This is a genomic window from Ruegeria sp. CI5, from assembly GCF_056536885.1.
Genome location: NZ_JBQFQN010000001.1, coordinates 1,319,286 through 1,343,000 on the forward strand (window position 1 = coordinate 1,319,286; position 23,715 = coordinate 1,343,000).

Consider the following 23,715-nt stretch of genomic DNA (forward strand, 5'->3'; position numbering starts at 1 on the left):
GATATATCTGCGCGTAATCTCGGTCTATTAACACGGCCAAATGCAAAAGACCGGGACTTGCCATGACTGACTTCAAGAAAATCCTGATCGCCAACAGGGGTGAGATTGCCATTCGCGTGATGCGCGCAGCGAACGAGATGGGCAAACGCACCGTTGCCGTCTATGCCGAGGAGGACAAGCTGGGCCTGCACCGGTTCAAGGCGGACGAGGCGTATCGCATCGGCGAGGGTCTGGGCCCGGTCGCGGCCTATCTGTCGATCGACGAGATCATCCGCGTCGCCAAGGAAAGCGGCGCTGACGCCATCCACCCGGGCTATGGCCTGCTGTCGGAAAACCCCGATTTCGTCGATGCCTGCGTTCAGAACGGCATTACCTTCATTGGCCCCAAGGCCGAGACCATGCGCGCCCTGGGCGACAAGGCCAGCGCCCGCAAGGTGGCGATTGCCGCCGGTGTGCCGGTGATCCCGGCGACCGAGGTGCTGGGCGACGACATGGACGCGATCCGCAAGGAAGCGGCCGAGATCGGCTATCCGCTGATGCTCAAGGCGTCTTGGGGCGGCGGCGGCCGCGGGATGCGCCCGATCTATTCCGAAGACGAACTGGAAGAAAAGGTTCTGGAAGGCCGTCGCGAGGCCGAGGCAGCGTTCGGCAATGGCGAGGGCTATCTGGAAAAGATGATCACCCGCGCCCGCCATGTCGAGGTGCAGATCCTGGGCGACAAGCATGGGCAGATCTATCACCTGTATGAACGCGACTGCTCGGTTCAGCGCCGCAATCAGAAGGTCGTGGAACGCGCCCCTGCCCCCTATCTGACCGAAGAACAACGCGCCGAGATCTGCGATCTGGGCCGCCGCATCTGCGCGCATGTGAACTATGAATGCGCCGGTACGGTCGAATTCCTGATGGATATGGAAACCGGCAAGTTCTATTTCATCGAGGTGAACCCCCGCGTCCAGGTCGAACACACCGTGACCGAAGAAGTCACCGGCATCGACATCGTGCAGGCGCAGATCCTGATCGCCGAGGGCAAGACCCTCGCCGAGGCCACCGGCAAGGCCAGCCAGGACGAAATCCGCCTGAACGGCCACGCGCTGCAGACGCGCGTGACCACCGAAGACCCGCTCAACAACTTCATCCCCGACTATGGGCGCATCACGGCCTATCGTTCGGCCACGGGCATGGGCATCCGGCTGGATGGCGGCACGGCCTATGCCGGCGGGGTGATCACGCGGTATTACGACTCGTTGCTGACCAAGGTCACCGCCTGGGCGCCGACGCCGGAAAAGGCGATTGCCCGGATGGACCGCGCCCTACGAGAGTTCCGCGTGCGCGGTGTTTCCACCAACATCGCCTTTGTCGAAAACCTGCTGAAGCACCCGACCTTCCTGTCGAACGAATACACCACCAAGTTCATCGACGAGACGCCCGAGCTGTTTCAGTTCAAGAAGCGCCGCGACCGGGGCACCAAGGTTCTGACCTATATCGCCGACATAACGGTGAACGGGCACCCCGAGACCAAGGATCGCCCGCGGCCGCGTGCCGACCTCAAGGAACCCAAGCCCCCCGCGCCCAAGGCGGAACCGCTGATGGGCACGCGCAACCTGCTGGAACAGAAGGGCCCGCAGGCCGTGGCCGACTGGATGAAGGCCCAGCGCCAGTTGCTGATCACAGACACCACCATGCGCGACGGGCACCAGTCGCTGCTGGCCACCCGGATGCGCTCGATCGACATGATCCGCGTCGCACCCAGCTATGCCGCGAACCTGCCGCAGCTGTTCAGCGTCGAATGCTGGGGCGGGGCGACTTTCGACGTGGCCTATCGTTTCCTGCAGGAATGCCCCTGGCAGCGCCTGCGCGACCTGCGCGAGGCCATGCCCAACCTGATGACCCAGATGCTGCTGCGCGGTGCGAATGGGGTGGGCTATACCAACTATCCCGACAACGTGGTGCAGGAATTCGTGCGCCAGGCCGCGCAGAACATCGACGTGTTCCGCGTCTTCGACTCGCTGAACTGGGTCGAGAACATGCGCGTGGCGATGGATGCGGTGATCGAGAACGGCAAGATCTGCGAAGGCACCGTCTGCTATACCGGCGATATCCTCGACCCGAACCGCGCCAAGTATGACCTGAAATACTATGTCGGCATGGCCAAGGAACTGCGCGACGCCGGCGCCCATGTTCTGGGCCTCAAGGACATGGCCGGCCTGCTGAAACCCGCCGCCGCGCGGGTGCTGATCCGCGCACTGAAGGAAGAGGTCGGCCTGCCGATCCATTTCCACACCCACGACACCGCCGGCATCGCCAGCGCCACCATCCTGGCCGCCAGCGAGGCGGGCGTGGACGTGGTGGATTGCGCGATGGACAGCTTCTCGGGCAACACCAGCCAGGCGACGCTGGGCACCGTGGTCGAGGCCCTGCGCCACACCGACCGCGACACCGGGTTGGACGTGAAGGTGATCCGCGAAATCAGCGACTACTTCGAGGCGGTGCGCGGCCAATACGCGGCCTTCGAATCCGGGCTGCAGGCCCCCGCCTCCGAGGTCTATCTGCACGAAATGCCGGGCGGCCAGTTCACCAACCTCAAGGCGCAGGCGCGCTCGATGGGGCTGGAGGAACGCTGGCACGAAGTCGCGCAGATGTATGCGGACGTGAACCAGATGTTCGGTGACATCGTCAAGGTGACGCCGTCCTCGAAAGTTGTGGGTGACATGGCGCTGATGATGGTCAGTCAGGGCCTGACCCGCGAGCAGGTCGAGGATCCCTCGACCGACGTGGCCTTCCCCGATTCAGTCATCGACATGATGCGCGGCAATCTGGGCCAGCCTCCGGGCGGTTTCCCCGAAACGATCTTGACCAAGGTGCTGAAAGGCGAAAAGCCGAACACCGAACGGCCGGGCAAAGACGTGCCTCCGGTTGATTTGGAGGCCACCCGCGCGGAGCTCTCGAAACAGCTGGAAGGCATGGAGGTCGATGACGAGGACCTGAACGGATACCTGATGTATCCCAAGGTGTTCCTGGACTACATGGGCCGTCACCGCATCTATGGCCCGGTACGCACCCTGCCCACCCGCACCTTCTTTTACGGAATGGAGCCGGGAGAGGAGATCTCGGCCGAGATCGACCCGGGCAAAACGCTGGAAATCCGCTGCCAGGCTATTGGGGAGACGGACGAGAATGGCGAGGTCAAAGTGTTCTTTGAACTCAATGGCCAACCGCGCGTCATCCGCGTTCCCAACCGCCTTGTGCAAGCTTCGACCGCCCAGCGCCCTAAGGCCGAGGTCGGAAACGCCAACCATGTCGGCGCGCCAATGCCGGGCGTGGTTTCGACCGTCGCCGTCACCGCCGGGCAGGAGGTCAAAGAAGGCGACCTTCTGCTGACCATCGAGGCGATGAAGATGGAAACCGGCATCCATGCCGAACGCGACGCAACCGTGAAGGCGGTGCATGTCCAGCCCGGCGGCCAGATCGACGCCAAGGATCTTTTGGTCGAGTTGGAATAAAACCGTTAAAACACAGAAAGGCGCGCCATCAGGCGCGCCTTTTTTCATCCGAGCGGGCTAGTTCAACCGTCGCTGGACTCCGCGACAGGCTGTTGCGGCAACTGTTCCGGCGTGCTGTCAATCGAAACCTCTTCCTCGATTGGCGCTGGCAAGCCCAACAAATCGTGCAGTTCATGAAGAGCCGGATCGGACAAGTCACGGCCACCGGTCAAGGTATCAAGTGCTTCCTGCGGATCATCCGCCCCTGCCAAGGCTTCTTCGGCTTCGGTCACAGCCTGCTCCGCTTCGGCCACGGCATCCTCGTATTTGTCCTGTGCGGTGATGCCCTCGGCTGCTTCTTCTTCAGTTGGCGCAAATTGGTCCTCGATCTCCGCTTCGGTCAGACCTTCCAGTTCGGACAATTCCTGTTCGCGCATTTCAAGCTCCTCTGTCGCGCCAGAGAAACCAAGTATACTCTGCTGATAGCTGTAGAGCTTGCCCGGCATGCTGTTAGGGGCCGCATTCATCAGGGCAGTCTGGCTGGCGTGCGCGGCATTCAAGCCCTTGAGCTCGGACGCGATTTTGCCGTGCTTGATTGGTTTGACATACGGCTCCTCGACAACTGCCGCCGCTACCCGCGCTTTACGGATCGGCTTCTCGACTTTCTTTTTTCCAGTGAAGAATTCGTCGAGTTTGGCTGCAAAACCGTTCTGCCCTTTGGTCCGTGATGTAGTTTTGGTGTTCTTTCGTTGTGCCTTTGGTTTAGCGAGACCGAGACCGGCGAGAAAACCCTTGCCCTGGCCGGACCCACCCTTCGTGCTGCGCGCAGATCCTCCGAGGCTGGCACTGGATTTTTCGGCGCTTTTGCCATTTCCGTTGCCGCCACCGTTACTATTTCCGTTTCCACCACCGTTACCATTTCCGCCTCCATTGCCATTCCCGTTCTTGGCTATGGCGATATCTGGCGTAGCCAACACCGCAACGAAGCTAACTGCCCCGGTCAGCAACAAAGATGTCGCCACAACCCGTGACATAGAAATAAACCAGTGCATGCCAATCCCCTCTTAGGTATCCAAATACTTGCGCCAACCGGCACAAGTTTGAGCAGAAATTTCGCATTATGCATATACTAGTTATCGAATACGGCAAAATTTGGCCTTCGAACGAAACCGCTGTTATCCACTCAGTTCGAGAGAATTGACCTCGGACGGCAGTTTGAAAATATCATTAACTTCATAGGCTTGCTCGTTTCTCAACTGACCTGCAAAGAGGCTCAGAAGCATGGCTCCGACCAACGCAGTCAGTTTTATGTTCTCAACCTTGTTCATCCCTCCGTCTCCACCGTTGTCAATATCCGTAGCTGTAGGTTTCAACGGCTCAGCACACCTGTTCCGTCGCAAATTTTTTTCCGGCCAAGTGCGTTTTTCCTCTTGCAGCTTTCCGCCAGAATTTATAGTTCACGCCTCACTCGACGGCGCGGGCGTAGCTCAGGGGTAGAGCATAACCTTGCCAAGGTTAGGGTCGTGAGTTCGAATCTCATCGCCCGCTCCAACGAGGACCGAAAGGTCGCACAAGATATCTGATTGCGGGCGTAGCTCAGGGGTAGAGCATAACCTTGCCAAGGTTAGGGTCGTGAGTTCGAATCTCATCGCCCGCTCCAGATATCCACCTTCCCACAACAAGCACTGGCGGATCGGTCGGTCCTGCGCCATTCTGTTCTGACATGCAGCAGTCAGATGGATGCCCCTATGTCAGACTACCAAATTCGCACGCTGACCGCCGAAGAACTGCGCCAAGCAGTGGATTGGGCCGGGCGCGAGGGCTGGAACCCGGGTCATGAGGACGCAATCTGTTTCCGCTCGACCGACCCCGACGGATTTCTGGGCGGGTTTCTGGATGGCGAGATGATCGCCTCGGTTTCAGCCGTGAACTACGACGACGCGTTTTCGTTTCTGGGTTTCTATATCGTGCGGCCCGAGTTTCGCGGATCCGGTCATGGTCTGGAAATCGCCCAGCACGCCCTGGCGCATTGTACGGGGCGAAACATGGGTTTGGACGGGGTGGTCGAACAACAGGACAACTACCGCAAGTCGGGCTTTGTCTTCGCCTACAACAATTATCGGTTCTCCGGCACAGTGTCAGGCATCCTCTCCAGCCTACCCAAGACCAGTATCGAGGTTGCGCCCCTCGGTGGCCTGTCCGAAGACCTTCGCATCTATGACCGTGCCCTGTTCCCCGCGCATCGGGATGCCTTTCTGACGGAGTGGCTGAGCGCACCGGGCCACATCTCGCGTGTTTGTATCCAGAAAGGTCGCATCGCCGGGTATGCAACTCTGCGCTCCTGCCTGAATGGCTACAAGGTAGGGCCGCTGTTCGCCGACGATCCGGACATCGCGCAGGCGCTTCTGGCTGCGGTCCTGGCCGAAGTTCCCGCTGATCACCACAGTTCTGAGGTCTATGTCGACATGCCACAGCCCAACGCAGCGGCCTTTGCACTGGCTGACGCTTTGGGCCTGGAAAAAGTCTTTGAAACCGCGCGCATGTATTCCGACCACGAGCCGGATATCGACCTGAACCGCGTGTTCGGCGTGACGACGTTCGAACTTGGCTGAGCCTTAGAACGCCTTGAAGGTCATTGTTGTCAACGACCGTTCGATGTTCGGAATGACCAGAAGGTGTTCATTTATGAAATGGCCAACATCCTCGGTTTCGGGGATGTAAAGCTTGAGCAGCAGGTCATATTCACCACTGGTGGAGTAGAGTTCCGAGTGGATTTCGCGCAGAGCGATCTCTTCGGCCACCTTGTAGGTGGTGCCGGGCTTGCAGCGGATCTGGATGAAAACGCAGGTGGACATTTCGTGGCCTTGTTGCTTCCGTTTGGCGCAGGCTGGCACGCCCCGCGCCCGGGCGCAATCCCCTGCAACAGTTTGCTGCGATTGCAATGATCGGGCTGGATAAGGCCGCCCGTCCCCGTCTATAAGCGCCCCTGTAGCAAGAGGATTTCGCCAATGCGCACAGCTTCGATCAGCCGCAAGACCGCCGAGACCGCGATTACGGTCGAGGTCAACCTCGACGGCACCGGCACCTATGACAACCAGACCGGTGTGGGGTTCTTCGATCACATGCTGGACCAGCTGGCGCGGCATTCGCTGATCGACATGACGATCCGGGCCAAAGGCGATTATCACATCGACGACCACCACACGGTCGAGGACACCGGCATCGCGTTGGGTCAGGCGCTGACGCAGGCGCTGGGGGACAAGAAAGGCATCCGGCGGTATGGCGAGTGCCATCTGCCGATGGACGATGCGCAGGTGCGCTGCGCGCTGGACCTGTCGGGCCGACCGTTTCTGGTGTGGAACGTGGACCTGCCGACGCCCAAGATCGGCAGTTTCGACACCGAGTTGGTGCGCGAGTTCTTTCAGGCGCTGGCCACCCATGGCGGCATCACCCTGCATATCGACCAGTTGCACGGCTTCAACAGCCACCACATCGCCGAAGCGGCGTTCAAGGCCGTCGCCCGCGCCCTGCGTCATGCGGTCGAGACCGACCCGCGCAAGGGGAATGCGATTCCGTCCACCAAGGGCGCGCTATAGATGCTGACCGCGATCATCGACTACGAAAGCGGCAACCTGCACTCGGCGGAAAAGGCGTTTCAACGCATGGCGCGCGAGCTGGACGCGGGTGAGGTCGTCGTGACCTCGGATGCCGATGTCGTCGCGCGCGCCGACCGGCTGGTGCTGCCCGGCGACGGCGCCTTTCCCGCCTGCGCGGCCGAGCTGCGCGGGCACAAGGGCATCCATGATGCGATGGTCGAAGCGGTCGAGCAGAAGGGCCGCCCGTTTCTGGGCATCTGCGTCGGCATGCAGCTGATGGCGACCACGGGCCGTGAATATACCGACACGCCGGGCCTGAATTGGGTGACCGGAGATGTGGTGCGGATCGAGCCCGAAGACCGCGCGCTGAAGGTTCCGCATATGGGGTGGAACGATCTGGTGATCGAGAGCGAGCACCCGGTGTTCAACGGCGTCGCCTCAGGCGATCACGTCTATTTCGTCCACTCCTACCATTTCCGCGTCGCCAACCCGGCGCAACGTCTGGCCCATGTGGACTATGGCGGGCAGGTCACGGCCGTGATCGGCCGCGACACGATGATCGGGATGCAGTTTCACCCTGAAAAAAGCCAGGATGTGGGCCTGCGGATGATCGGAAACTTCCTGACCTGGGCCCCCTGACCGGTTACTGCACGCGGGTCCAGGTCTGACCGCGACAGATCAAGCCGCCCGCGACGCAACCCTTGACCGTCAGCTTGTTCTGACCGTCCAGCGACATCTTTGAGTTGTAGGTCTTGTCCCGGTCCGGCGCCCAGATCTTGCCGCCGCTATAGCTGCCGCCGCCATCCGAGACCATGTCCCAGATGATGTTCTTGCCAAGGTTCTCGTAATCCAGCTGCTGGTTTCCGTCCTTGTCGAAGGCGCTGTCGATGGTGCCGCAAACGGCGCTGCCGCAAGGCCCGATCGAGACGTGCAGATATCCGCCGGTATCCCCCGGCTGGGTTTTCCAAAGCCCGTCGACCGGGTCATCCGCGCGCGCGCCGGTGGCCAAGGTGACAAGTGCAGCCGCAGCGGCCAGAGCAAGTTTGTTCATGGTGTCCTCCCTGTTTTGCAGGCAGTCTGACCGCCGGCACCCGTTCCGGCAAGATTGACTTTGCGTCGCGTTGCATCCCCTGCCCCGCCTGTGCCATATCCCGCGCCAGTACCAGTCACGAGAAGGCCGCCCGACATGATCCTCTACCCCGCAATCGACCTGAAAGACGGCCAGGCCGTGCGCCTTCTGCGCGGCGAGATGGACAAGGCCACAGTCTTCAACGAAGACCCCGCCGCCCAGGCCCGCGCGTTTGTCGAAGCCGGCTGCGAATGGCTGCATCTGGTGGACCTGAACGGCGCTTTCGCCGGGGAACCCGTGAACGCCGCCCCGGTCGAGGCGATCCTGAAATCCTGCAACGTGCCGGCCCAGCTGGGCGGCGGCATCCGCGACATGGCCACGATCGAGACCTGGCTGGACAAAGGGCTGGCCCGGGTGATTCTGGGCACGGTTGCGGTGGAGAACCCCGATCTGGTCCGTCAGGCGGCCAAGGCCTTTGCCGGCCAGGTCGCCGTCGGGATCGACGCGCGCAATGGACGCGTCGCCACCAAGGGCTGGGCCGAGGAAACCGACGTGATGGTGACCGACCTGGCGCGCAGCTTCGAAGACGCGGGCGTGGCAGCGATCATCTACACCGACATCAACCGCGACGGCGCGATGCAAGGCCCCAATGTCGAGGCCACGGCCGACCTGGCCCGGGCAGTCTCGATCCCGGTGATCGCCAGCGGCGGGGTCAGCTCGCTGGACGACCTGATCGCCCTGCGCGACTGCGGCGCAAACCTGAACGGCGCGATTTCAGGCCGCGCGCTCTATGACGGCGCGCTGGATCTGCGCGAAGCCCTGGCGGCGTTGAAGGGTTAGGATATTGCAAGCGGTCCGCAAACAGGTTCTGCCCGAGCAGTCTGAATTGTGGTCGCTGTTCACTCCGGGTGATTTCGTTGATGGGTACTCGGTCCAAAGCGACCTTGCACCGTTTGACGCGATGAAAACCGGTCTGAACATGCCGGGGTGGGTGAAGATCCTGATGGGAATCCGGAACGCAATCGTTGCCCCATTCGGCTTGAAGGGCGGCAAGCACTTGAACACCGACAATGGCTCGCCCGACGCAGGCACCGGCGCGATTTTTCCTGTGACCTACAGGGATGAGACAGAGGTCATCGTGGGAATCGATGACCGCCATCTGGATTTTCGCATCGCCGTGCATCGCGACAAAGACCGCGTAGTCATGGCAACCTGGGTGCGGACTCACAATCGTTTGGGACGTATCTATCTGACGGTGATCATGCCCCTTCACATTCTGATCGTGCGCAATTGCATGAAACGGATCGCACGCGCTTCTCAGGTATGACGCCGATCAGTTGGCTGCGGCATCCGTCAGCTTGCTCAACGCACCGCGCATCTTGTCGATCACCGGGGATTTTTCCACCGCATCAAGCTCGTCCATGGTTTCCTTGGGATCCTCGTAGGCCAACCAGACCTGACCGTCGGCATCCTCATAGGCCTGCACCTTTAGCGGAAGGAACAATCCCGCACGCGGGTCGATCTGCATGGCGGGCGTTCCCAGGGCCGGGTTTCCGAAGATCAAAACCTGATTGGGCGGTATCGTCATGTCGACCTTGTGCGCACCGGCCGCGTGGTCAACGCGGGCAAATACGGTCGCGCCTGCATTTTCGACAGCAGCCTGCAGCGCGTCGATGGCCTCGGTCACGGACTTGTCGGTCGGGACCTTGTCGATGGCCTCGGTCACGGACTTGTCGGTCGGGACCTTGATGATGTCGTCAGCCATCGCCCACGTCGCACCGGACAGAATGAAAGCGGTTGTAAGAAACAAGTTGCGCATGGTTTTCACCTCCTGCTGAAATCCGCTTCAGTTTCACGAGGTTCCGGGCGCAGGACAATCACAACTCTGGCATCGGCGGGGCTTTGCCGGTAGAGGTGCGGCAACAAAGGACAAACCATGCTGAAAACCCGCATCATTCCCTGTCTGGATGTCGCCGATGGCCGCGTGGTCAAGGGCGTGAATTTCGTGGGCCTGCGCGACGCGGGCGATCCGGTGGAATCGGCCAAGGCCTATGACGCCGCCGGCGCTGACGAGATCTGCTTTCTCGACATCCACGCCACCCACGAAAACCGCGGCACCATGTTCGACGTGGTTCAGCGCACGGCCGAGCAGTGCTTCGTACCGCTGACGGTGGGTGGCGGCGTGCGCACCAAGGAAGACGTGCGCGCGCTGTTGCTGGCGGGGGCCGACAAGGTCAGCTTCAACTCGGCCGCCGTGGCCAACCCCGACGTGATCGCCGAGGCTGCCGACCAGTTCGGCAGCCAGTGCATCGTCTGCGCCATCGACGCCAAAACCGTCAGCCCCGGCAAATGGGAGATCTTCACCCACGGCGGACGCAAACCCACCGGCATCGACGCGGTAGAGTTCGCCAAGACCGTCGTCGCCAAGGGGGCGGGTGAGATTCTGCTGACTTCGATGGACCGCGACGGCACCAAGGCGGGGTTCAACATTCCGCTGACGCGCGCCATCTCGGATGCGGTCGACGTGCCGGTGATCGCCTCGGGCGGCGTGGGCAATCTGGACCACCTGGTCGAAGGCGTGACGGAAGGCGGAGCCAGCGCGGTGCTTGCGGCATCGATCTTCCATTTCGGCGAATACACCATTCGCGAGGCCAAAGAGCACATGGCATCCGCGGGTATCCCCATGAGGCTGACATGAGCATACTGGACGATCTGGCCGCCACGATCGCATCCCGCAAGGGCGCGGACCCCGAATCAAGCTGGACCGCCAAGCTGCTGTCCAAAGGTCCCGAGAAATGCGCGGAAAAGTTCGGCGAAGAGGCCGTGGAGGCGATCATCGAAGCCGTGAAGGGTGACCGCGACCGGCTGACATCCGAGGCCGCCGACGTGCTGTATCACCTGCTGGTCATGCTGGCCGCGCGCGACGTGGCGCTGGATGACGTTCTGGCCGAGCTTGCCAAGCGGCAGGGCACCAGCGGCATCGCCGAAAAGGCCGCACGCGACCGGGGCTGAGACCCGGCTTTCACCAATAGCGTCCGCGCCCTATACTGATTGACCGAAGCGCCTGCCGGGCGCAGGGGCGACGAGGGACACAGGCATGTTCAAACCCATGATCTGGGCGCTGACGACGCTGGCCATTCTGGGGCTTGGCGCATGCTCATCCGCGCCGCCCGCTCGCAGCGACGACGTCGCGCGGCTTGCAGCCCAGATCCAGGCGCTGGGGCCCGAGGTCGACCCGGAAGAGGCCCGGCGCGCGGCCCGCGTCACCTATGCCTATACCGCGCAGCTGGCGCAGGAATACCAGATCACAGACCCCCCTCTGATCCATAACGCCAAGGTCAACAAAGGACTGCGCCCGCGCGGGCTGTGCTGGCACTGGGCCGAAGACATCGAACGGCGCTTGAAGCAGGAGAACTTTCGCACGCTGACCCTGCACCGCGCGATCGCCAACGCCGACAACCCGTTCCGAATCGATCACAGCACGGCAATAATCAGCCGACGCGGTGATTCGATGTACGACGGTGTCGTTCTGGACCCATGGCGCTATGGAGGGGTCCTGTTTTGGAGTCCTTTGCGCGAGGACACGCGCTATGACTGGGTCCCGCGCGACATCGTGCTGGAGAAACGGCGGCAAGAGCAGCTTGCGGAACTCAACGCCGTGGCGGTCAACTGAGCGGTCAGAGTTTTGATGAGATGATGCCGGTGGCGAACCCGCCCATGCGCAGCTCGCCGAACAGGCGCTGATATTCGATCTTGGGGCAGCGATTCATGACGACATCGACACCGCGCGCCTGCGCCACCGCGGCGGCCTCGGCGTTTTCGACGCCGATCTGCATCCAGATCGTGCGCAGGTCGGGAAATGCAGCCAGCGCTTCATCCACGATCGGAGGAACGGCTTCGGACCTGCGAAAAATATCCACCATGTCAACGGGTTCACTGATTTCGGACAACGAGGCCCGAACGGTTTCCCCAAAAAGATCGGCTCCGGCATGGCCGGGATTGACCGGGATCACCCTATACCCCTTGAGCGACAAGTAGCGCGCGACGTAATAGCTGGGCCGCACCGGGTTCATCGACACGCCAACGACCGCAACCACCTTGGTGCGTTTCAGGACGGATCTGAGGAAGTCATCGGAATAGTCGGTCATGGCTGCAGCCTAGCCGTGACTTGGAAAAGAAAAAAGCGCCCAAGGATACCTTGGGCGCCAGTTGTTGGAACGAGGGACAGTGAAATGACCCGCGGCAGTTCCGTTCCGCGGTCACTGTGACATTTAGGCATGAGTTGAGGAAAAAAAAGGGGCTGCGCGCATTTTTGTGATGACACGAGCGGATAAGCGGGAATCTGCCTGTCAACCGTATAGGATCGCCGGCCAGTTTTTCTCGGCCTTCTGGATAAAGCCGGTCGTGTCCGTCAGCCACATCTTTTCGATCTCGAGGGAATGCGTCAGATACAGCCTGCCACCTACGATTTTCCACGCCATCGGGTCCGTGCTGGTGAGCTCGCCATAGGCCATGGCATAGGCGCAATATCCGCCGAACCTCGGCGCGTAGGCACGCGGATTAAGCTCGAACGCCTCTCGGTTCTCCTGCGAGGCAAACCGCCAGGTAGCGCCCTTCCACATCACCGCAATGTCGGGTTGCCCTTGAACCGGGCCGCCATCGCGAAAATAGCTGACCGCGTCATAACCGGTAATGGCCGCACCTTTTGCGGAATAGAAGACCGGGGCGGTCTGCGCCCGCAATGTCAGCGGACCAGCGATTGAAAATGTGAGACCGGCAAGTACGGAGCGTCGGGATAGCATCAGATTTCACGGGTTGTGTTTTACAGACGCTATAAGATGCAACTTTTGACGCGCCGCGAAACCCATTTGACGCAGTTGTGAAGGGTCGTGTCGGAACGGGCTCAGTCGAACACGTCCTCGATCACATCCCAAGCTTCGTCCAGAACGCGCGAGAAAAGGCCCTTTTTCCTTTTCTTGTAGCTCTTTTTTTTGGGCTTTTGCATCGGAATGCTGTGTCGCGGCTGTGGATCCGAAGCCTTTTTGACAGGGATCATCTTCAGGTTATGCAGCGGGGCACCGCAACTGGAACAGCTGAGTTCGTGCCGCTGGCGACCCTTGAGGACCAGCGCCGCGCGGGTGCCGCAGTAGCAGCACGTAGCAATCTTGGACGGGGCGGGAATGGGTCTCTCCTCTCAATGCGGCTGAGAAGCATATAGGGCAATCGCCGCGGCATTTGAGACGTTCAGCGATCCGAAACCGCCCGCTGCGTCAATTTTGACAAGCGTATCCACCGTTTCCTTGGTCTTTTGCCGCAACCCCGGCCCCTCGGCGCCCAGAACCAGCGCAACCGGCCGATCGCGCTTGCCCTCCAAAGCGGCCTCGATGGTTTGTTCGACCTCACCATCCAAGCCCAGAACCAGGAACCCCATATTCTGCAACTCGACGATCGCATCAGCCAGGTTACGCACCCGCAGATAGGGCTGGCGTTCCAACGCACCGCTGGCGGTCTTGGCCAGCGCACCGGTTTCCGGCGCCGAGTGGTGGCGCGTGCCGATGACCGCGCTGGCGCCAAGAACCTCGGCCGAGCGCAGAATCGCGCCCACATTGTGCGGATCGGTCACGCGGTCCAACAGCAGCACCCGAGGGTTTTCGCGCCCGATGCAATTCTCGGCCAGACCGCCCCATTCCAGCGGCTTGACTTCAAGCGCCGCGCCTTGGTGCACCGAGCCCGGGTCGATTGGCGCGTTGAATTTTCGCGGATCTACGAGTTCAGCCTGCATGCCGGATTCCGCGATCGCATCTGCCAGCTTGTCCTGCGCGTTGCGGGTCACGATCAGGCGCAGTTTCTGCCGTTTGGGGTTCATCAACGCATCACGCACGGCGTGCAATCCGAACAACCAGACGGTTTCGGAAGCCGCCGCTTTGCGCGCCTGCTCTTTTTCGACCACCCACTTCGGTTTCTTCATTTTACTGGCCTCCGGGCCGGGAACAATGTTTCCTGCGCCAAAGCGGAATTTTCCTGTTGACGCTCCTTTTGAGCGCTAGTAATCACGCCTCCACGTCAGGTGCAACGCCTGACAGTGGGCGACAGGCCGCAAGGTGTGGCAGGGGACTGTAACTCCCTCGCGGAGACGCACGCCTGGTTCGATTCCAGGGTCGCCCACCATCTTCTTCCGCAAATCAGAACGCAGATAGATGGCACACACCGGGTTTGTCCGGGTGGTCCCTTGCGCTTGCCCTCGATTCTGCAAGGAAATTCAGGCAAAGGTTGAGTGCCCGGAGATCATGCGATGCCCCGAGCATCAACGGCCGGACATCGGACGGCGTGGGAATGGCGGTTGCGTCGAGACACCCGATGCTTGTATCGAAACGGGATTTTCTGACTCATCCTTTCCAAAGAGCAACTTAGCATCCGCCAGCTCCAATAATTTACAAATTCATAAATCAAAGAGTTCAAGAATTTACAAAATAATATTTCATTTCTAGGGACTTGTTGGGGAATTTTCATTCTGCCCCTCATACTTGCCCTGCGCAGGTTGCGTTTTACCCGACGGAAGAGGAGCCCGAGGGCGTAGCCTGCTAATTGGGAGGAATTCATGTCAAACAAATCTGTCACGCGTCGCGGCGTGCTGAAGTCTGGTGCCGTCACAAGCGCCGGTCTGGCATTGCCGACGATCTTCACGGCCTCGTCGGCCGCCGCCTATACCAACGAACCCACTGGCGGATCAGTCACGCTGGGCTTCAACGTGCCGCAGACCGGCCCCTACGCCGAAGAAGGCAATGACGAACTGCTGGCGCAGCAGCTGGCGGTCGAGCATCTGAATGGCGAAGGCGACGGCGGCTGCCTGAACACCTTCACGTCGAAGGCGCTGAAAGGCAACGGCATCTTGGGCAAGAAGGTCGAGTTCGTCACCGGCGACACGCAGACCAAGTCCGACGCCGCCCGTGCATCGGCCAAGTCGATGATCGAAAAAGACGGCGCGATCATGATCAACGGCGGTTCGTCCTCGGGCGTGGCCGTTGCGGTTCAGGGCCTCTGCCAGGAGGCGGGCGTGATCTTCATGGCCGGCCTGACGCACGCCAACGACACCACTGGCAAGGACAAGAAGGCGAACGGCTTCCGTCACTTCTTCAACGCCTACATGTCGGGTGCCGCTCTGGCGCCGGTGCTGGCCAAGGAGATGGGTACCGAACGCCGCGCCTATCACCTGACCGCCGACTACAACTGGGGCTGGACCCAGGAAGAGTCGATCGTGGCGTCGACCGAGGCGATGGGCTGGGAGACGGTCAACACCGTCAAGACCCCGCTGGCCTCGACCGACTTCTCGTCCTACATCGCGCCGGTTCTGAACTCGGGCGCGGACGTGCTGGTTCTGAACCACTACGGCGGCAACATGGTCAACTCGCTGACCAACGCGATCCAGTTCGGCCTGCTTGACAAGGTCGTGAACGGCAAGGACTTCAAGATCGTCGTTCCGCTGTACTCGGAACTGATGGCCGCCGGCGCCGGCGAGAACATCAAAGGCGTTCTGGGTTCGATGAACTGGAACTGGCAGCTGCAGGATGAGGGCACCAAGGCCTTCGTGAAGTCCTTCGGCGAGAAGTACGGCAAGCCGCCGTCGAACTCGGCCCAGACTTGCTATGCCCAGGTACTGCTGTACGCGGATGCCTGCGAGCGCGCAGGCACCTTCAACCCGTGCGGCGTGGTCGAAGCTCTCGAGGACTTCGAGTTCGACGGTCTGGGCAACGGCCCGACCTGGTATCGCGGTGCCGACCACCAGTGCTTCAAGGATGTGCTGGTCGTGCGCGGCAACGAAAACCCAACCAACGCCTATGACACGCTGGAGATCGTCGAGATCACTCCGCGGGCGCAGGTCGAGTACGATCCGGATCACCCGATGTTCGCCGGCGGCGAACTGGGCAAGTGCAACCCGGGCGCGTAACCCCGACACTCGGTTTTTCGCAAGAAAACCCCTGAGTCCTCAAAACGGCTCTCTCCGGTCAGACGACCGGGGAGAGCTGCCGGGACCAGTCAAAGGTAAGGACAATGGACGCAATCCTACTGCAAATTCTGAACGGGCTGGACAAGGGCTCGGCCTATGCGCTGATCGCGCTGGGGTTGACGCTGATCTTCGGCACGCTCGGCGTGGTGAACTTTGCCCACGGGGCCCTGTTCATGATCGGCGCCTTCTGTGCCGTCACGCTTCAGAAGATCTTCAACCTCAGCTACGAGGTGGTCGACGAAACCCAAACAGACTTTCTGGGCAACCCGCTGAAGGTGAAGACCCCCTATGTCGAAAGCTGGTTCGGCCCCGAACTGGGCGCGACCATCATCGACTGGTCCGTGCCACTGGCCATCCTGTTTGCCATCCCGATCATGTTGATGGTCGGCTACGTGATGGAACGCGGCCTGATCAAGCATTTCTACAAGCGTCCCCATGCAGATCAGATCCTTGTGACCTTCGGCCTGGCCATCGTTCTGCAAGAGATCATCAAGTATTTCTTCGGCGCCAACCCGATCCAGACCCCGCCGCCTGCGGCACTGAGCGGGTCCGTCGATCTGGGCGTGGCGCTGGGGTTCGATCCCAACGCGATCATCTATCCGATCTGGCGTCTGGTCTATTTCCTGTTCGCGGTCGTGATCATCGGGGGCGTGTTCTCGTTCCTGCAGTTCACCACCTTCGGCATGGTCGTGCGCGCCGGAATGGCCGACCGGGAGACCGTGGGCCTTCTGGGCATCAACATCGACCGGCGGTTCACCATCATGTTCGGGATCGCCGCCGCGGTGGCCGGTCTGGCAGGCGTAATGTACGGCCCGCTGAACCCGCCCAACTATCACATGGGCATGGATTTCCTTGTGCTCAGCTTCGTGGTCGTCGTGGTCGGCGGCATGGGCTCGCTGCCCGGCGCCGTTCTGGCCGGGTTCCTTCTGGGCATCCTTGAAAGCTTTGCCTCGACCACCTGGGCGACCACCACGATCCCGGGCATCAACCAGATCATCATCTACCTTGTCGCCATCATCGTTCTTCTGACCCGTCCGCGGGGTCTGATGGGCCGCAAAGGCGTGATGGAGGAATAACCCATGCTGGGACTGAACAAAAAAGACACAAGCCTGCTGATCGTCGTCGCAATCCTGACGCTGCTGGCCCCCTTCATCCTGAACCCCTTCCCCACTGACAGCGCCATGGCGCAGTTCAATGCGGGCTATCCGGACCTGATGCAGCGGTTCGTGATCTTCGGCATCTTTGCCATCGGGTTCAACATTCTGTTCGGCCTGACCGGATACCTTTCCTTCGGCCACGCGGCCTTTCTTGGGGTGGGTTCCTACTCGGCCGTCTGGATGTTCAAACTGCTCAGCTACAACGTCATCCCGGCCATCGCGTTGAGCGTCGTGGTCGCCGGGCTGTTCTCGGTGCTGATCGGCTATGTCAGCCTTCGCCGGTCGGGGATCTACTTCTCGATCCTGACGCTGGCCTTCGCGCAGATGAGCTTTGCGCTGGCCTATTCGGTGCTGTCGAACCCCAAGTTCAACCTGACCAACGGCGAAACCGGCCTGCAGGTCTATGCCGACGACCCGCAGATCCTGCAGGGGGCCAATGCGCCCGATCTACCGCATCTGTTCGGACTGCCGATGCGCGCGACCTACACGATGGATGTGGGCGCGTGGAGCTTTGACTTCAACGCGGGCTACTACCTGTGTGCGGTGATCATGATGGTGGTGTTCTACCTGGCGATCCGCATCTTCCGCTCGCCCTTCGGCATGATGCTGCGGGCGGTGAAGTCGAACCAGCAGCGGATGAACTATACCGGTCTGAACTCCAAGCCCTACACTCTGGCCGCTTTCGTGATCTCGGGCATGTATGCCGGTCTGGCCGGCGGCCTGATGGCCGCCATGGACCCGCTGGCCGGCGCAGAACGGATGCAATGGACCGCCTCGGGCGAGGTCGTTCTGATGACCATCCTGGGCGGCACCGGCACCCTGATCGGGCCGGTTCTGGGTGCGGGCTTCATAAAATATTTCGAGAACATCTTCTCGAAGATCAACGACAACGTGCTGCACAGCTGGTTCGCCTTCCTGCCTGACGGGCTTGAGGACGCGGTGGTGTTCATCATCCACCCGTTCATCGGCAAGGGCTGGCACCTGACCCTGGGCATCCTGTTCATGCTGGTGGTGATCTACCTGCCCGGCGGGCTGGTCGAGGGCGGTCAGCGATTGCTGAACTGGATCCGCCGCAAAAGCGTTGGCGGGGATGACACCCGCGAGGGCAAAACCGAGCCGGCAGAATAAGGAAACGCGTCAATGGCAATTCTGAAAGTAAAAGATGTCAGCAAGCGCTTCGGCGGCCTCAAGGCCCTGACGGACGTGAACCTGAGCGTCGAGGAAAACTCGGTCCATGCGATCATCGGCCCCAACGGGGCGGGCAAGTCCACCCTGCTGAACTGCCTGGTGGGCAAGCTGATCCCGGATACCGGTTCGGTCTTGTTCGACAACCAGTCGGTGCTTGGGCGCGAGCCGTACCAGATCAACCAGATGGGCATCAGCCGGGTGTTCCAGACGCCCGAAATATTTGGCGAGCTGACTGTGATGGAGAACATGCTGATCCCAATCTTCGCGATGCGCGACGGGGCATTCCGCATGCACGCCTACGAGACCATCGCCAACGAAAAAGAGGTGGTCGAACAGGCCGAGGCCATGCTGGAAGAGATGAACATGGCCGACAAGCGGCACATGCACTCAGCCTCGCTGTCGCGCGGCGACAAGCGGCGGCTCGAAATCGGCATGTGCCTCAGCCAGAAGCCGCGCCTGCTGCTGCTGGACGAGCCCACGGCCGGCATGGCACGGGCCGACACCAACAACACCATCGACCTGCTGAAACAGATCAAGGATGAACGTGACATCACCATCGCGATCATCGAGCATGACATGCACGTGGTGTTCAGCCTGGCCGAGCGGATCACCGTTCTGGCGCAGGGCACGCCGCTGGTCGAGGACACCCCCGAAAACATCCGCGGAAACCCCAAGGTCCGAGAGGCCTATCTGGGCGAGGCGGCGTGAGGAAAAGCTATGAACGAGAAACCTGACTTTTCGAAAAACGCCAACATGGCCAGCACCGCGCCCGCGTTCCTGTCGGTGTGGGACATGCATTCGTATTATGGCGAAAGCTACATCGTCCAAGGCGTCAGCTTCAACGTCCACGAGGGCGAGATCCTGGCCCTGCTGGGGCGCAACGGGGCGGGCAAGACTTCGACCCTGCGCTCGATCGCGCGGGTGGGCGAACCCGAGGTGCGCCACGGCGAAATCTGGCTGGACCACAAGCCGCTTCATAATATGACCAGCTACGAGGCCGCCGCCGCCGGGTTGGGTCTTGTGCCCGAGGATCGGCGGATCATCCCCGGTCTGACGGTCGAGGAGAACCTGCAGCTGGCCCAGATCGCCCCCCCGATCGGCTGGTCGCTGGAACGGATCTACGAGCTGTTCCCGCGTCTGGGCGAACGACGCAAGCAGGAGGGCGTGACCCTTTCGGGCGGCGAACAGCAGATGCTGTCCATCGCCCGGGCGCTGGCCCGGGACATCAAGGTGCTGCTGCTGGACGAACCCTACGAGGGCCTCGCCCCGGTGATCGTGGACGAGATCGAAAAGACGCTGATCCACATCAAGCAGCAGGGTATGACCACCATCATCGTCGAACAGAACGCGGTGCGCGCGCTGCAACTGGCCGACCGGGCAATCATTCTGGACACGGGTTGCATCGTGTTTGACGGCACCGCCGACGAAGTTCTGGAAAACACCCAGCTGCGCGAGGAATATCTGGCGATCTGACCCGCGTCAGTTGGGCAGGCAGGCCCATTCGGCCACGACCCGCCCCTGCCGCAGGGCCAGAACCGTGCCGAACTGGTTCACAACCGCTTCACTCTGACTGGGGCGCAGCAAGGCGATATCGCCGGGCTGCGCCCTGGTTGTTTTGGGACCCACCCAGACCTCTTGATTGCTAGATCGCCCGAACACGCCGGAATAGCCGAACCTTTCGGGCCAGATGGGGCTGGCCAGGTAGTGCCCACCGGAAATGGCGAGGTTGGAGCGGCGCAGGCCGGGCAGGTCGATCCCCGGCACCGGGTTGCGCGGCATCACCTTGAGAACCGGCGTGGCCAGGAACAGAGCGGGCGAAAACGCCTGCGTCGATGCGTGGTCGAAATCCGAAGGTTTCACCAAAACCGACCCAAAGGCGACCTCGGTCGCCAGGCTCCGCGTGGCCGGATCTTGGAAGGTCAGGCTGCCGCCGGTGTTCAGGCACAGCCCCTGCGCCCCCTGCCCAAGCGCAGCGACCGCCTGCTCATAGGCTTTCGCACTGGCTCGCCGCGCGCGGCGTCGGAGCAACGCAGGCAGTTTGGCCAAATGCACCTCGTACCCCATCAGCCCCGACAGAGCGGCATGGGCATGACCCGCGATCCGCGCCGCAACGCCTGCGACCTGATCGGCGGCCAAGCCACCGCGGTGCAGGCCCACGTCGATCTCGAGCGACAGGCGCAGGGTTTGGTCCGTGTCAGCGGCCAGCGACAGATACGCGTCCAGCCGCTGTGGCGTGTCGATCAGCCACTGCACCCGCCGGGCGGCGTCGGGATGCGTCTCAAGAATCCGCCGGGCGGCGGTGACCGGCAGCGGTTTGCCCAGCAGGTGATCGGTGTCCGGCTCGGCGGCCAGCAGGGCCGACAGCATGGATTCGGAAAAGCTCATCAGGCCCGTTGTGGAAATCCGGGCGCGAATATGGTCCAGCAGAGGCAGGCACGGCAGCGATTTGGCCACCAACCGGACCTGCAGGCCGTGGCCCAACCCCGCGCGGGCAGCGTCACAATTCGCCTCGACCCGGTCCAGATCGACGACGGCAACCGGCCGATCGACGCCATGATCACGCAGCACTTGGGCGAGATGTTCAAGATACTCTGCGGTCATGGGCGGAACATCCGGGCCAGCGCGGGTGTCAGGAACTTGCCCTTTGGGTCCAGCCGTTCACGCAATGCGCAGAAGGCATCGAAATCGGGATAGAGGCGCGACAGATCGGAATAGGTCAGGCTGTGCAACTTGCCCCAATGGGGGCGGCCGCCGGCCTGCAGGAACAGCGGCTCCATCGCCTCGAAATAGCGCAGATGGCCTTCCTTCGCATCGGTGTGGATGGCAACCGATACCCGTGGGCCACCTTGGAATGGTGACAGGCAGGCGTCGTCGCCCGCGGTCTGGCGCACCTCGATGGGGAAATAGATGTCGGCGTGGTCACGCTCCAACCGTCGGATCAGTTCGGACAGCACGTCACGGGCGTTTTCCGGCGGCAGGTGGTATTCCATTTCCTTGAACCGGATGTGCCGGTCGCTGCACAACACACGCCAGCTTTCGCCAGTGTAGTCCTCGTCGGACTGGGCCATCGTCAGCAGACGCAGCAGGGCGCGCCGCAGGCCGGGACTGAGCCGACCCGCGCTGCGCGCCAGCTTCAGAACCTTGACGGCGATCATGTCCAAATCGCGCGGCGCGCGGGTCTCGGGTGCATCGGTGATTTCATGCCGGATTTCAACGGTCTTGCCGGTGAAGGGGATGTAGAAGAACTCGAAATTCCGGTTCTCGTCCCAATGCTGGTGCATGCGCTCCAGTGTGTCCTGCAGGCCTGACAGACGCACCCGGCGGCGCAGGTTGTATTTCGGCACGACGTTGATCTGCGCCTCGGTCAGGATGCCCAGCAGACCCAGCGAGACCTGCACCATGTTCAGCGGAATGTCGTCGGTGGTCAGGGTCTGTCCGTCAGCGCCGATCAGCCGGGCCGCCGTGATCTCGGCAGACAGGCACGGCAGGGTGCGCCCGGTGCCATGGGTCGCCGTGGCCGCCGCGCCGGCCAGTGTCTGCACGTTGATATCACCCAGATTGCGGAAGGCCAGGCCGTGCTGACCCAGGGCCGGCGACAGATCGCGCAACCGGGCATTGGCGTTGACCCAGGCCCGTTCGCCTTCGATCTGCGTCACGGCAGGCAGGTCCAAGGCGGTAAGGTCAATGATATGTTGCGCGCCCGGAACCAGCGGGGTGAAGGAATGCCCTGCCCCGACCGGACGCAGGGTTTCTGCAGAGGCGATCAGCTGCTGCAGGTCTTCGGTCGTGGTCGGCCGCTTGGGCCGTATTTGGCTGGTCTGGTTGCCTGCCCAGTTCTGCCACATGGCTGATCCTCCTCCCATCCGGGGCAGAAGATTGCAGCCGGGGCGACAGGGAACAAGCCCGGTTTTCAGGACGTTACGTCGGGAAAGCAGTTATTCGGCCGCAGGCCGCAGGTTGGCGACGCTGTCGAACCAGGCCTCGATGGTGTCCAGATCGGGTTCAAGCGACTGCGCAGAACCATCGGTGAAATCCACGAACTTGTCACGGTTCAGGCCGTTGACCCCGACCAGCACCGGGATATCCAGCGCCAGCGCTTCGGCGATGACGGGGCGGAACCCGCGGCCATCGGCCTCGTGCTTGCCGAACTTGTTGACGATCAGCAGTTGCGGACGGTCTGCCAGCGAAGCAGTCACATAGCCCACCGCATGCTCCAACGCGGCGGGGTCCAACCGGCACCCGCGCGACTGGCTGCCCAGCGATTGCGAGATACGGATGGTCTCGCCATTCGGCAGCACCCGCAGGTCCATGTCGCATTTGCTGCTGTCGGCGCATTCGGTGTTGGTCTGAACCACACCGGCCAGACGGGCGCCCTTGGCCAGCAGACGTTCGGCTACCGCGCTCAGCAGGCGGTCGGTTGCGCCGCGATCGGTGGTGGTGACGTAGGCCAAGTGCATCGGCAGACCTTTCTGGGTTTCATCTTGTTGTTTCAATTAGCACGCATGAGGCGCCCCTGCCAGCACCCGCATCAAGGCAGCGGAGACATCCCGATCACCGGCGCGTGCAGGTGCAACAGCGCGACATAGGCCAGCCCCGCCACCAACCAGACCCAAGGCCGCGGCCAGGGGCTTGGCAGCCGCAGCGACAGGCGTGCTGTGTTGCGCGACAGGCGCGTCCAATCGGCCCCCATCTCGCGCGCCTTGCGCCTGTCGATCAGGGCCATGCCCATCCAGGCGAAACCCGCGAACAGGCCAAACAGAACCACATGCGCCAGGCTGCCATTGGCCAACAGATGCGCCAGCGCCCACAGCATCATCGCCAGCAGGATCGGGTGACGGGAGGTGCGCAGGATGCCGGGCTCATTGGGGTTGAACGGGCGGCGTCCCAGGCCGCCGAAGGAAAAGGGGTTGGTCGCCGCCAGTCCGGCCACCGCCAGCCAGCAGACGACGGGCATAACCAGCAGCGGCATCCAGCGCAGGATCGCCAGCGGTGGGATCACCTCGACATAAGGCGCATCGGCCGCGGCCACGATCAGCCAGGCCAGAACTGCCAGTGACAGTGCCGAATAGACCGCGAAATAGGGCCCGCGCCCCATCAACCCGATCAGCCGGCCACGCACTGCCGGACGCGCCGGAATGGCGTGGCTCAGCAGAAAGATCAGAAGTGCAGCAACAAAAGCGCCCCAACCGGCCATGGTCATCTCCGCCTGTTTTGCGCCCGA

General features: G+C 61.8%; 26 protein-coding genes and 3 tRNA genes. 17 read left to right on the plus strand and 12 right to left on the minus strand.

What is annotated here, in order from left to right; translation table 11 throughout:
* The first annotated feature begins 62 nt into the window (after positions 1 to 62).
* A complete protein-coding gene (locus tag ACR0BA_RS06510; RefSeq protein ID WP_480726999.1) occupies positions 63 to 3,500 on the plus strand; it encodes a pyruvate carboxylase in 3,438 nt (1,145 codons plus the stop codon).
* 62 nt (positions 3,501 to 3,562) lie between these two features.
* Here the strand turns inward: ACR0BA_RS06510 and ACR0BA_RS06515 are convergent, their stop codons facing one another.
* The gene (locus ACR0BA_RS06515; protein WP_170436056.1) at positions 3,563 to 4,531 is read right to left on the minus strand and encodes a hypothetical protein; all 969 of its coding nucleotides are present in this window, start codon (positions 4,529 to 4,531) and stop codon (positions 3,563 to 3,565) included.
* A 123-nt stretch (positions 4,532 to 4,654) separates the two neighbouring features.
* Positions 4,655 to 4,807 carry a hypothetical protein gene (locus tag ACR0BA_RS06520; protein WP_480727001.1) on the minus strand — a complete coding sequence of 51 codons (153 nt, stop codon included), beginning with the start codon at positions 4,805 to 4,807 and terminating at the stop codon, positions 4,655 to 4,657.
* Positions 4,808 to 4,955: 148 nt separating this feature from the next.
* Here ACR0BA_RS06520 and ACR0BA_RS06525 point away from each other — a divergent pair.
* The 3 genes from ACR0BA_RS06525 (at position 4,956) to ACR0BA_RS06535 (ending at position 6,091) form a co-directional block, all read left to right on the plus strand.
* Positions 4,956 to 5,030, plus strand: a tRNA-Gly gene (locus ACR0BA_RS06525).
* 34 nt (positions 5,031 to 5,064) lie between these two features.
* Positions 5,065 to 5,139: transfer RNA gene (locus ACR0BA_RS06530), tRNA-Gly, on the plus strand.
* 88 nt (positions 5,140 to 5,227) lie between these two features.
* On the plus strand, positions 5,228 to 6,091 hold the full coding sequence (locus ACR0BA_RS06535; RefSeq protein WP_170434622.1) for a GNAT family N-acetyltransferase: 864 nt from the start codon (positions 5,228 to 5,230) through the stop codon (positions 6,089 to 6,091).
* A gap of 3 nt (positions 6,092 to 6,094) precedes the next feature.
* Here the strand turns inward: ACR0BA_RS06535 and ACR0BA_RS06540 are convergent, their stop codons facing one another.
* Positions 6,095 to 6,334: an Lrp/AsnC family transcriptional regulator gene (locus tag ACR0BA_RS06540; RefSeq protein WP_050602861.1), complete on the minus strand. Its 240-nt coding sequence runs from the start codon at positions 6,332 to 6,334 to the stop codon at positions 6,095 to 6,097.
* Between the two features lie 153 nt (positions 6,335 to 6,487).
* On the opposite strand from ACR0BA_RS06540, the gene hisB reads away from it, so the two are divergent.
* Positions 6,488 to 7,075, plus strand: coding sequence for an imidazoleglycerol-phosphate dehydratase HisB (gene hisB, locus ACR0BA_RS06545; RefSeq protein ID WP_480727003.1), 588 nt, complete (start codon positions 6,488 to 6,490; stop codon positions 7,073 to 7,075).
* Positions 7,076 to 7,714, plus strand: coding sequence for an imidazole glycerol phosphate synthase subunit HisH (hisH, locus tag ACR0BA_RS06550; RefSeq protein WP_170434620.1), 639 nt, complete (start codon positions 7,076 to 7,078; stop codon positions 7,712 to 7,714).
* Positions 7,715 to 7,718: 4 nt separating this feature from the next.
* On the opposite strand, the gene ACR0BA_RS06555 is transcribed toward hisH, so the two are convergent.
* Complete coding sequence (locus tag ACR0BA_RS06555) at positions 7,719 to 8,126, minus strand: DUF2147 domain-containing protein (RefSeq protein WP_170340868.1); 408 nt, start codon at positions 8,124 to 8,126, stop codon at positions 7,719 to 7,721.
* 135 nt (positions 8,127 to 8,261) lie between these two features.
* On the opposite strand from ACR0BA_RS06555, the gene hisA reads away from it, so the two are divergent.
* Together hisA and ACR0BA_RS06565 are read left to right on the plus strand one after the other, a co-directional pair.
* Positions 8,262 to 8,984: a 1-(5-phosphoribosyl)-5-[(5-phosphoribosylamino)methylideneamino]imidazole-4-carboxamide isomerase gene (gene hisA / locus ACR0BA_RS06560; RefSeq protein ID WP_480727005.1), complete on the plus strand. Its 723-nt coding sequence runs from the start codon at positions 8,262 to 8,264 to the stop codon at positions 8,982 to 8,984.
* 4 nt (positions 8,985 to 8,988) lie between these two features.
* Positions 8,989 to 9,471 (plus strand): DUF2867 domain-containing protein, encoded by a 483-nt coding sequence (locus ACR0BA_RS06565; protein ID WP_170357266.1) that lies wholly within the window; start codon positions 8,989 to 8,991, stop codon positions 9,469 to 9,471.
* 6 nt (positions 9,472 to 9,477) lie between these two features.
* On the opposite strand, the gene ACR0BA_RS06570 is transcribed toward ACR0BA_RS06565, so the two are convergent.
* Positions 9,478 to 9,909, minus strand: coding sequence for a DUF302 domain-containing protein (locus tag ACR0BA_RS06570; RefSeq protein ID WP_480727471.1), 432 nt, complete (start codon positions 9,907 to 9,909; stop codon positions 9,478 to 9,480).
* A gap of 171 nt (positions 9,910 to 10,080) precedes the next feature.
* Here ACR0BA_RS06570 and hisF point away from each other — a divergent pair, with 171 nt between their 5' ends.
* The 3 genes from hisF to ACR0BA_RS06585 all read left to right on the plus strand — a co-directional run bounded on the left by hisF (position 10,081) and on the right by ACR0BA_RS06585 (position 11,817).
* The gene (gene hisF, locus ACR0BA_RS06575) at positions 10,081 to 10,842 is read left to right on the plus strand and encodes an imidazole glycerol phosphate synthase subunit HisF (RefSeq protein ID WP_170340259.1); all 762 of its coding nucleotides are present in this window, start codon (positions 10,081 to 10,083) and stop codon (positions 10,840 to 10,842) included.
* A complete protein-coding gene (locus ACR0BA_RS06580) occupies positions 10,839 to 11,156 on the plus strand; it encodes a phosphoribosyl-ATP diphosphatase (protein ID WP_480727006.1) in 318 nt (105 codons plus the stop codon). Before hisF ends, ACR0BA_RS06580 begins: the two co-directional genes overlap by 4 nt.
* Positions 11,157 to 11,241: 85 nt before the next feature.
* Positions 11,242 to 11,817 (plus strand): hypothetical protein, encoded by a 576-nt coding sequence (locus tag ACR0BA_RS06585; RefSeq protein ID WP_480727008.1) that lies wholly within the window; start codon positions 11,242 to 11,244, stop codon positions 11,815 to 11,817.
* A 4-nt stretch (positions 11,818 to 11,821) separates the two neighbouring features.
* Here the strand turns inward: ACR0BA_RS06585 and ACR0BA_RS06590 are convergent, their stop codons facing one another.
* The 3 genes from ACR0BA_RS06590 to rlmB all read right to left on the minus strand — a co-directional run bounded on the left by ACR0BA_RS06590 (position 11,822) and on the right by rlmB (position 14,112).
* On the minus strand, positions 11,822 to 12,292 hold the full coding sequence (locus ACR0BA_RS06590; protein ID WP_093964819.1) for a CoA-binding protein: 471 nt from the start codon (positions 12,290 to 12,292) through the stop codon (positions 11,822 to 11,824).
* A gap of 201 nt (positions 12,293 to 12,493) precedes the next feature.
* Positions 12,494 to 12,946, minus strand: a complete 453-nt coding sequence (locus tag ACR0BA_RS06595; RefSeq protein ID WP_170460529.1) for a YHS domain-containing (seleno)protein — start codon at positions 12,944 to 12,946, stop codon at positions 12,494 to 12,496.
* Positions 12,947 to 13,338: 392 nt separating this feature from the next.
* Entirely contained in the window at positions 13,339 to 14,112 is a 774-nt protein-coding gene (rlmB, locus tag ACR0BA_RS06600) for a 23S rRNA (guanosine(2251)-2'-O)-methyltransferase RlmB (RefSeq protein WP_480727009.1), read from the minus strand.
* A gap of 116 nt (positions 14,113 to 14,228) precedes the next feature.
* Between rlmB and ACR0BA_RS06605 the strand changes: the two genes are divergently transcribed.
* From ACR0BA_RS06605 to ACR0BA_RS06630, 6 genes are all read left to right on the plus strand, one after another.
* A tRNA-Tyr gene (locus ACR0BA_RS06605) sits at positions 14,229 to 14,312 on the plus strand.
* A gap of 430 nt (positions 14,313 to 14,742) precedes the next feature.
* A complete protein-coding gene (locus ACR0BA_RS06610; protein ID WP_093964815.1) occupies positions 14,743 to 16,089 on the plus strand; it encodes a substrate-binding protein in 1,347 nt (448 codons plus the stop codon).
* 104 nt (positions 16,090 to 16,193) lie between these two features.
* Entirely contained in the window at positions 16,194 to 17,225 is a 1,032-nt protein-coding gene (locus tag ACR0BA_RS06615; protein WP_170340251.1) for a branched-chain amino acid ABC transporter permease, read from the plus strand.
* A 3-nt stretch (positions 17,226 to 17,228) separates the two neighbouring features.
* The gene (locus ACR0BA_RS06620; RefSeq protein ID WP_093964813.1) at positions 17,229 to 18,434 is read left to right on the plus strand and encodes a branched-chain amino acid ABC transporter permease; all 1,206 of its coding nucleotides are present in this window, start codon (positions 17,229 to 17,231) and stop codon (positions 18,432 to 18,434) included.
* Positions 18,435 to 18,446: 12 nt separating this feature from the next.
* The gene (locus tag ACR0BA_RS06625) at positions 18,447 to 19,202 is read left to right on the plus strand and encodes an ABC transporter ATP-binding protein (protein ID WP_093964812.1); all 756 of its coding nucleotides are present in this window, start codon (positions 18,447 to 18,449) and stop codon (positions 19,200 to 19,202) included.
* A gap of 9 nt (positions 19,203 to 19,211) precedes the next feature.
* Positions 19,212 to 19,967 (plus strand): ABC transporter ATP-binding protein, encoded by a 756-nt coding sequence (locus ACR0BA_RS06630; RefSeq protein WP_093964811.1) that lies wholly within the window; start codon positions 19,212 to 19,214, stop codon positions 19,965 to 19,967.
* 6 nt (positions 19,968 to 19,973) lie between these two features.
* Here the strand turns inward: ACR0BA_RS06630 and ACR0BA_RS06635 are convergent, their stop codons facing one another.
* The 4 genes from ACR0BA_RS06635 to ACR0BA_RS06650 all read right to left on the minus strand — a co-directional run bounded on the left by ACR0BA_RS06635 (position 19,974) and on the right by ACR0BA_RS06650 (position 23,688).
* Entirely contained in the window at positions 19,974 to 21,095 is a 1,122-nt protein-coding gene (locus tag ACR0BA_RS06635; RefSeq protein ID WP_480727011.1) for an alanine racemase, read from the minus strand.
* A complete protein-coding gene (locus ACR0BA_RS06640; protein ID WP_480727013.1) occupies positions 21,092 to 22,339 on the minus strand; it encodes a D-arabinono-1,4-lactone oxidase in 1,248 nt (415 codons plus the stop codon). The genes ACR0BA_RS06635 and ACR0BA_RS06640 overlap by 4 nt, the downstream gene beginning before the upstream one ends.
* A 90-nt stretch (positions 22,340 to 22,429) precedes the next feature.
* Positions 22,430 to 22,951: a DUF2478 domain-containing protein gene (locus tag ACR0BA_RS06645; RefSeq protein ID WP_170599064.1), complete on the minus strand. Its 522-nt coding sequence runs from the start codon at positions 22,949 to 22,951 to the stop codon at positions 22,430 to 22,432.
* Positions 22,952 to 23,022: 71 nt separating this feature from the next.
* Positions 23,023 to 23,688: an NnrU family protein gene (locus ACR0BA_RS06650; RefSeq protein ID WP_480727014.1), complete on the minus strand. Its 666-nt coding sequence runs from the start codon at positions 23,686 to 23,688 to the stop codon at positions 23,023 to 23,025.
* Between the last annotated feature and the right edge of the window lie 27 nt (positions 23,689 to 23,715).

Bases quoted from the DNA above. Each gene is read 5' to 3' on its own strand.
- ACR0BA_RS06510 (WP_480726999.1), top strand. From the start codon at position 63: ATGACTGACTTCAAGAAAATCCTGATCGCCAACAGGGGTGAGATTGCC.
- ACR0BA_RS06515 (WP_170436056.1), bottom strand. From the start codon at position 4,531: ATGCACTGGTTTATTTCTATGTCACGGGTTGTGGCGACATCTTTGTTG.
- ACR0BA_RS06520 (WP_480727001.1), bottom strand. From the start codon at position 4,807: ATGAACAAGGTTGAGAACATAAAACTGACTGCGTTGGTCGGAGCCATG.
- ACR0BA_RS06535 (WP_170434622.1), top strand. From the start codon at position 5,228: ATGTCAGACTACCAAATTCGCACGCTGACCGCCGAAGAACTGCGCCAA.
- ACR0BA_RS06540 (WP_050602861.1), bottom strand. From the start codon at position 6,334: ATGTCCACCTGCGTTTTCATCCAGATCCGCTGCAAGCCCGGCACCACC.
- hisB (WP_480727003.1), top strand. From the start codon at position 6,488: ATGCGCACAGCTTCGATCAGCCGCAAGACCGCCGAGACCGCGATTACG.
- hisH (WP_170434620.1), top strand. From the start codon at position 7,076: ATGCTGACCGCGATCATCGACTACGAAAGCGGCAACCTGCACTCGGCG.
- ACR0BA_RS06555 (WP_170340868.1), bottom strand. From the start codon at position 8,126: ATGAACAAACTTGCTCTGGCCGCTGCGGCTGCACTTGTCACCTTGGCC.
- hisA (WP_480727005.1), top strand. From the start codon at position 8,262: ATGATCCTCTACCCCGCAATCGACCTGAAAGACGGCCAGGCCGTGCGC.
- ACR0BA_RS06570 (WP_480727471.1), bottom strand. From the start codon at position 9,909: ATGGCTGACGACATCATCAAGGTCCCGACCGACAAGTCCGTGACCGAG.
- hisF (WP_170340259.1), top strand. From the start codon at position 10,081: ATGCTGAAAACCCGCATCATTCCCTGTCTGGATGTCGCCGATGGCCGC.
- ACR0BA_RS06580 (WP_480727006.1), top strand. From the start codon at position 10,839: ATGAGCATACTGGACGATCTGGCCGCCACGATCGCATCCCGCAAGGGC.
- ACR0BA_RS06585 (WP_480727008.1), top strand. From the start codon at position 11,242: ATGTTCAAACCCATGATCTGGGCGCTGACGACGCTGGCCATTCTGGGG.
- ACR0BA_RS06590 (WP_093964819.1), bottom strand. From the start codon at position 12,292: ATGACCGACTATTCCGATGACTTCCTCAGATCCGTCCTGAAACGCACC.
- ACR0BA_RS06595 (WP_170460529.1), bottom strand. From the start codon at position 12,946: ATGCTATCCCGACGCTCCGTACTTGCCGGTCTCACATTTTCAATCGCT.
- rlmB (WP_480727009.1), bottom strand. From the start codon at position 14,112: ATGAAGAAACCGAAGTGGGTGGTCGAAAAAGAGCAGGCGCGCAAAGCG.
- ACR0BA_RS06610 (WP_093964815.1), top strand. From the start codon at position 14,743: ATGTCAAACAAATCTGTCACGCGTCGCGGCGTGCTGAAGTCTGGTGCC.
- ACR0BA_RS06615 (WP_170340251.1), top strand. From the start codon at position 16,194: ATGGACGCAATCCTACTGCAAATTCTGAACGGGCTGGACAAGGGCTCG.
- ACR0BA_RS06620 (WP_093964813.1), top strand. From the start codon at position 17,229: ATGCTGGGACTGAACAAAAAAGACACAAGCCTGCTGATCGTCGTCGCA.
- ACR0BA_RS06625 (WP_093964812.1), top strand. From the start codon at position 18,447: ATGGCAATTCTGAAAGTAAAAGATGTCAGCAAGCGCTTCGGCGGCCTC.
- ACR0BA_RS06630 (WP_093964811.1), top strand. From the start codon at position 19,212: ATGAACGAGAAACCTGACTTTTCGAAAAACGCCAACATGGCCAGCACC.
- ACR0BA_RS06635 (WP_480727011.1), bottom strand. From the start codon at position 21,095: ATGACCGCAGAGTATCTTGAACATCTCGCCCAAGTGCTGCGTGATCAT.
- ACR0BA_RS06640 (WP_480727013.1), bottom strand. From the start codon at position 22,339: ATGTGGCAGAACTGGGCAGGCAACCAGACCAGCCAAATACGGCCCAAG.
- ACR0BA_RS06645 (WP_170599064.1), bottom strand. From the start codon at position 22,951: ATGCACTTGGCCTACGTCACCACCACCGATCGCGGCGCAACCGACCGC.
- ACR0BA_RS06650 (WP_480727014.1), bottom strand. From the start codon at position 23,688: ATGGCCGGTTGGGGCGCTTTTGTTGCTGCACTTCTGATCTTTCTGCTG.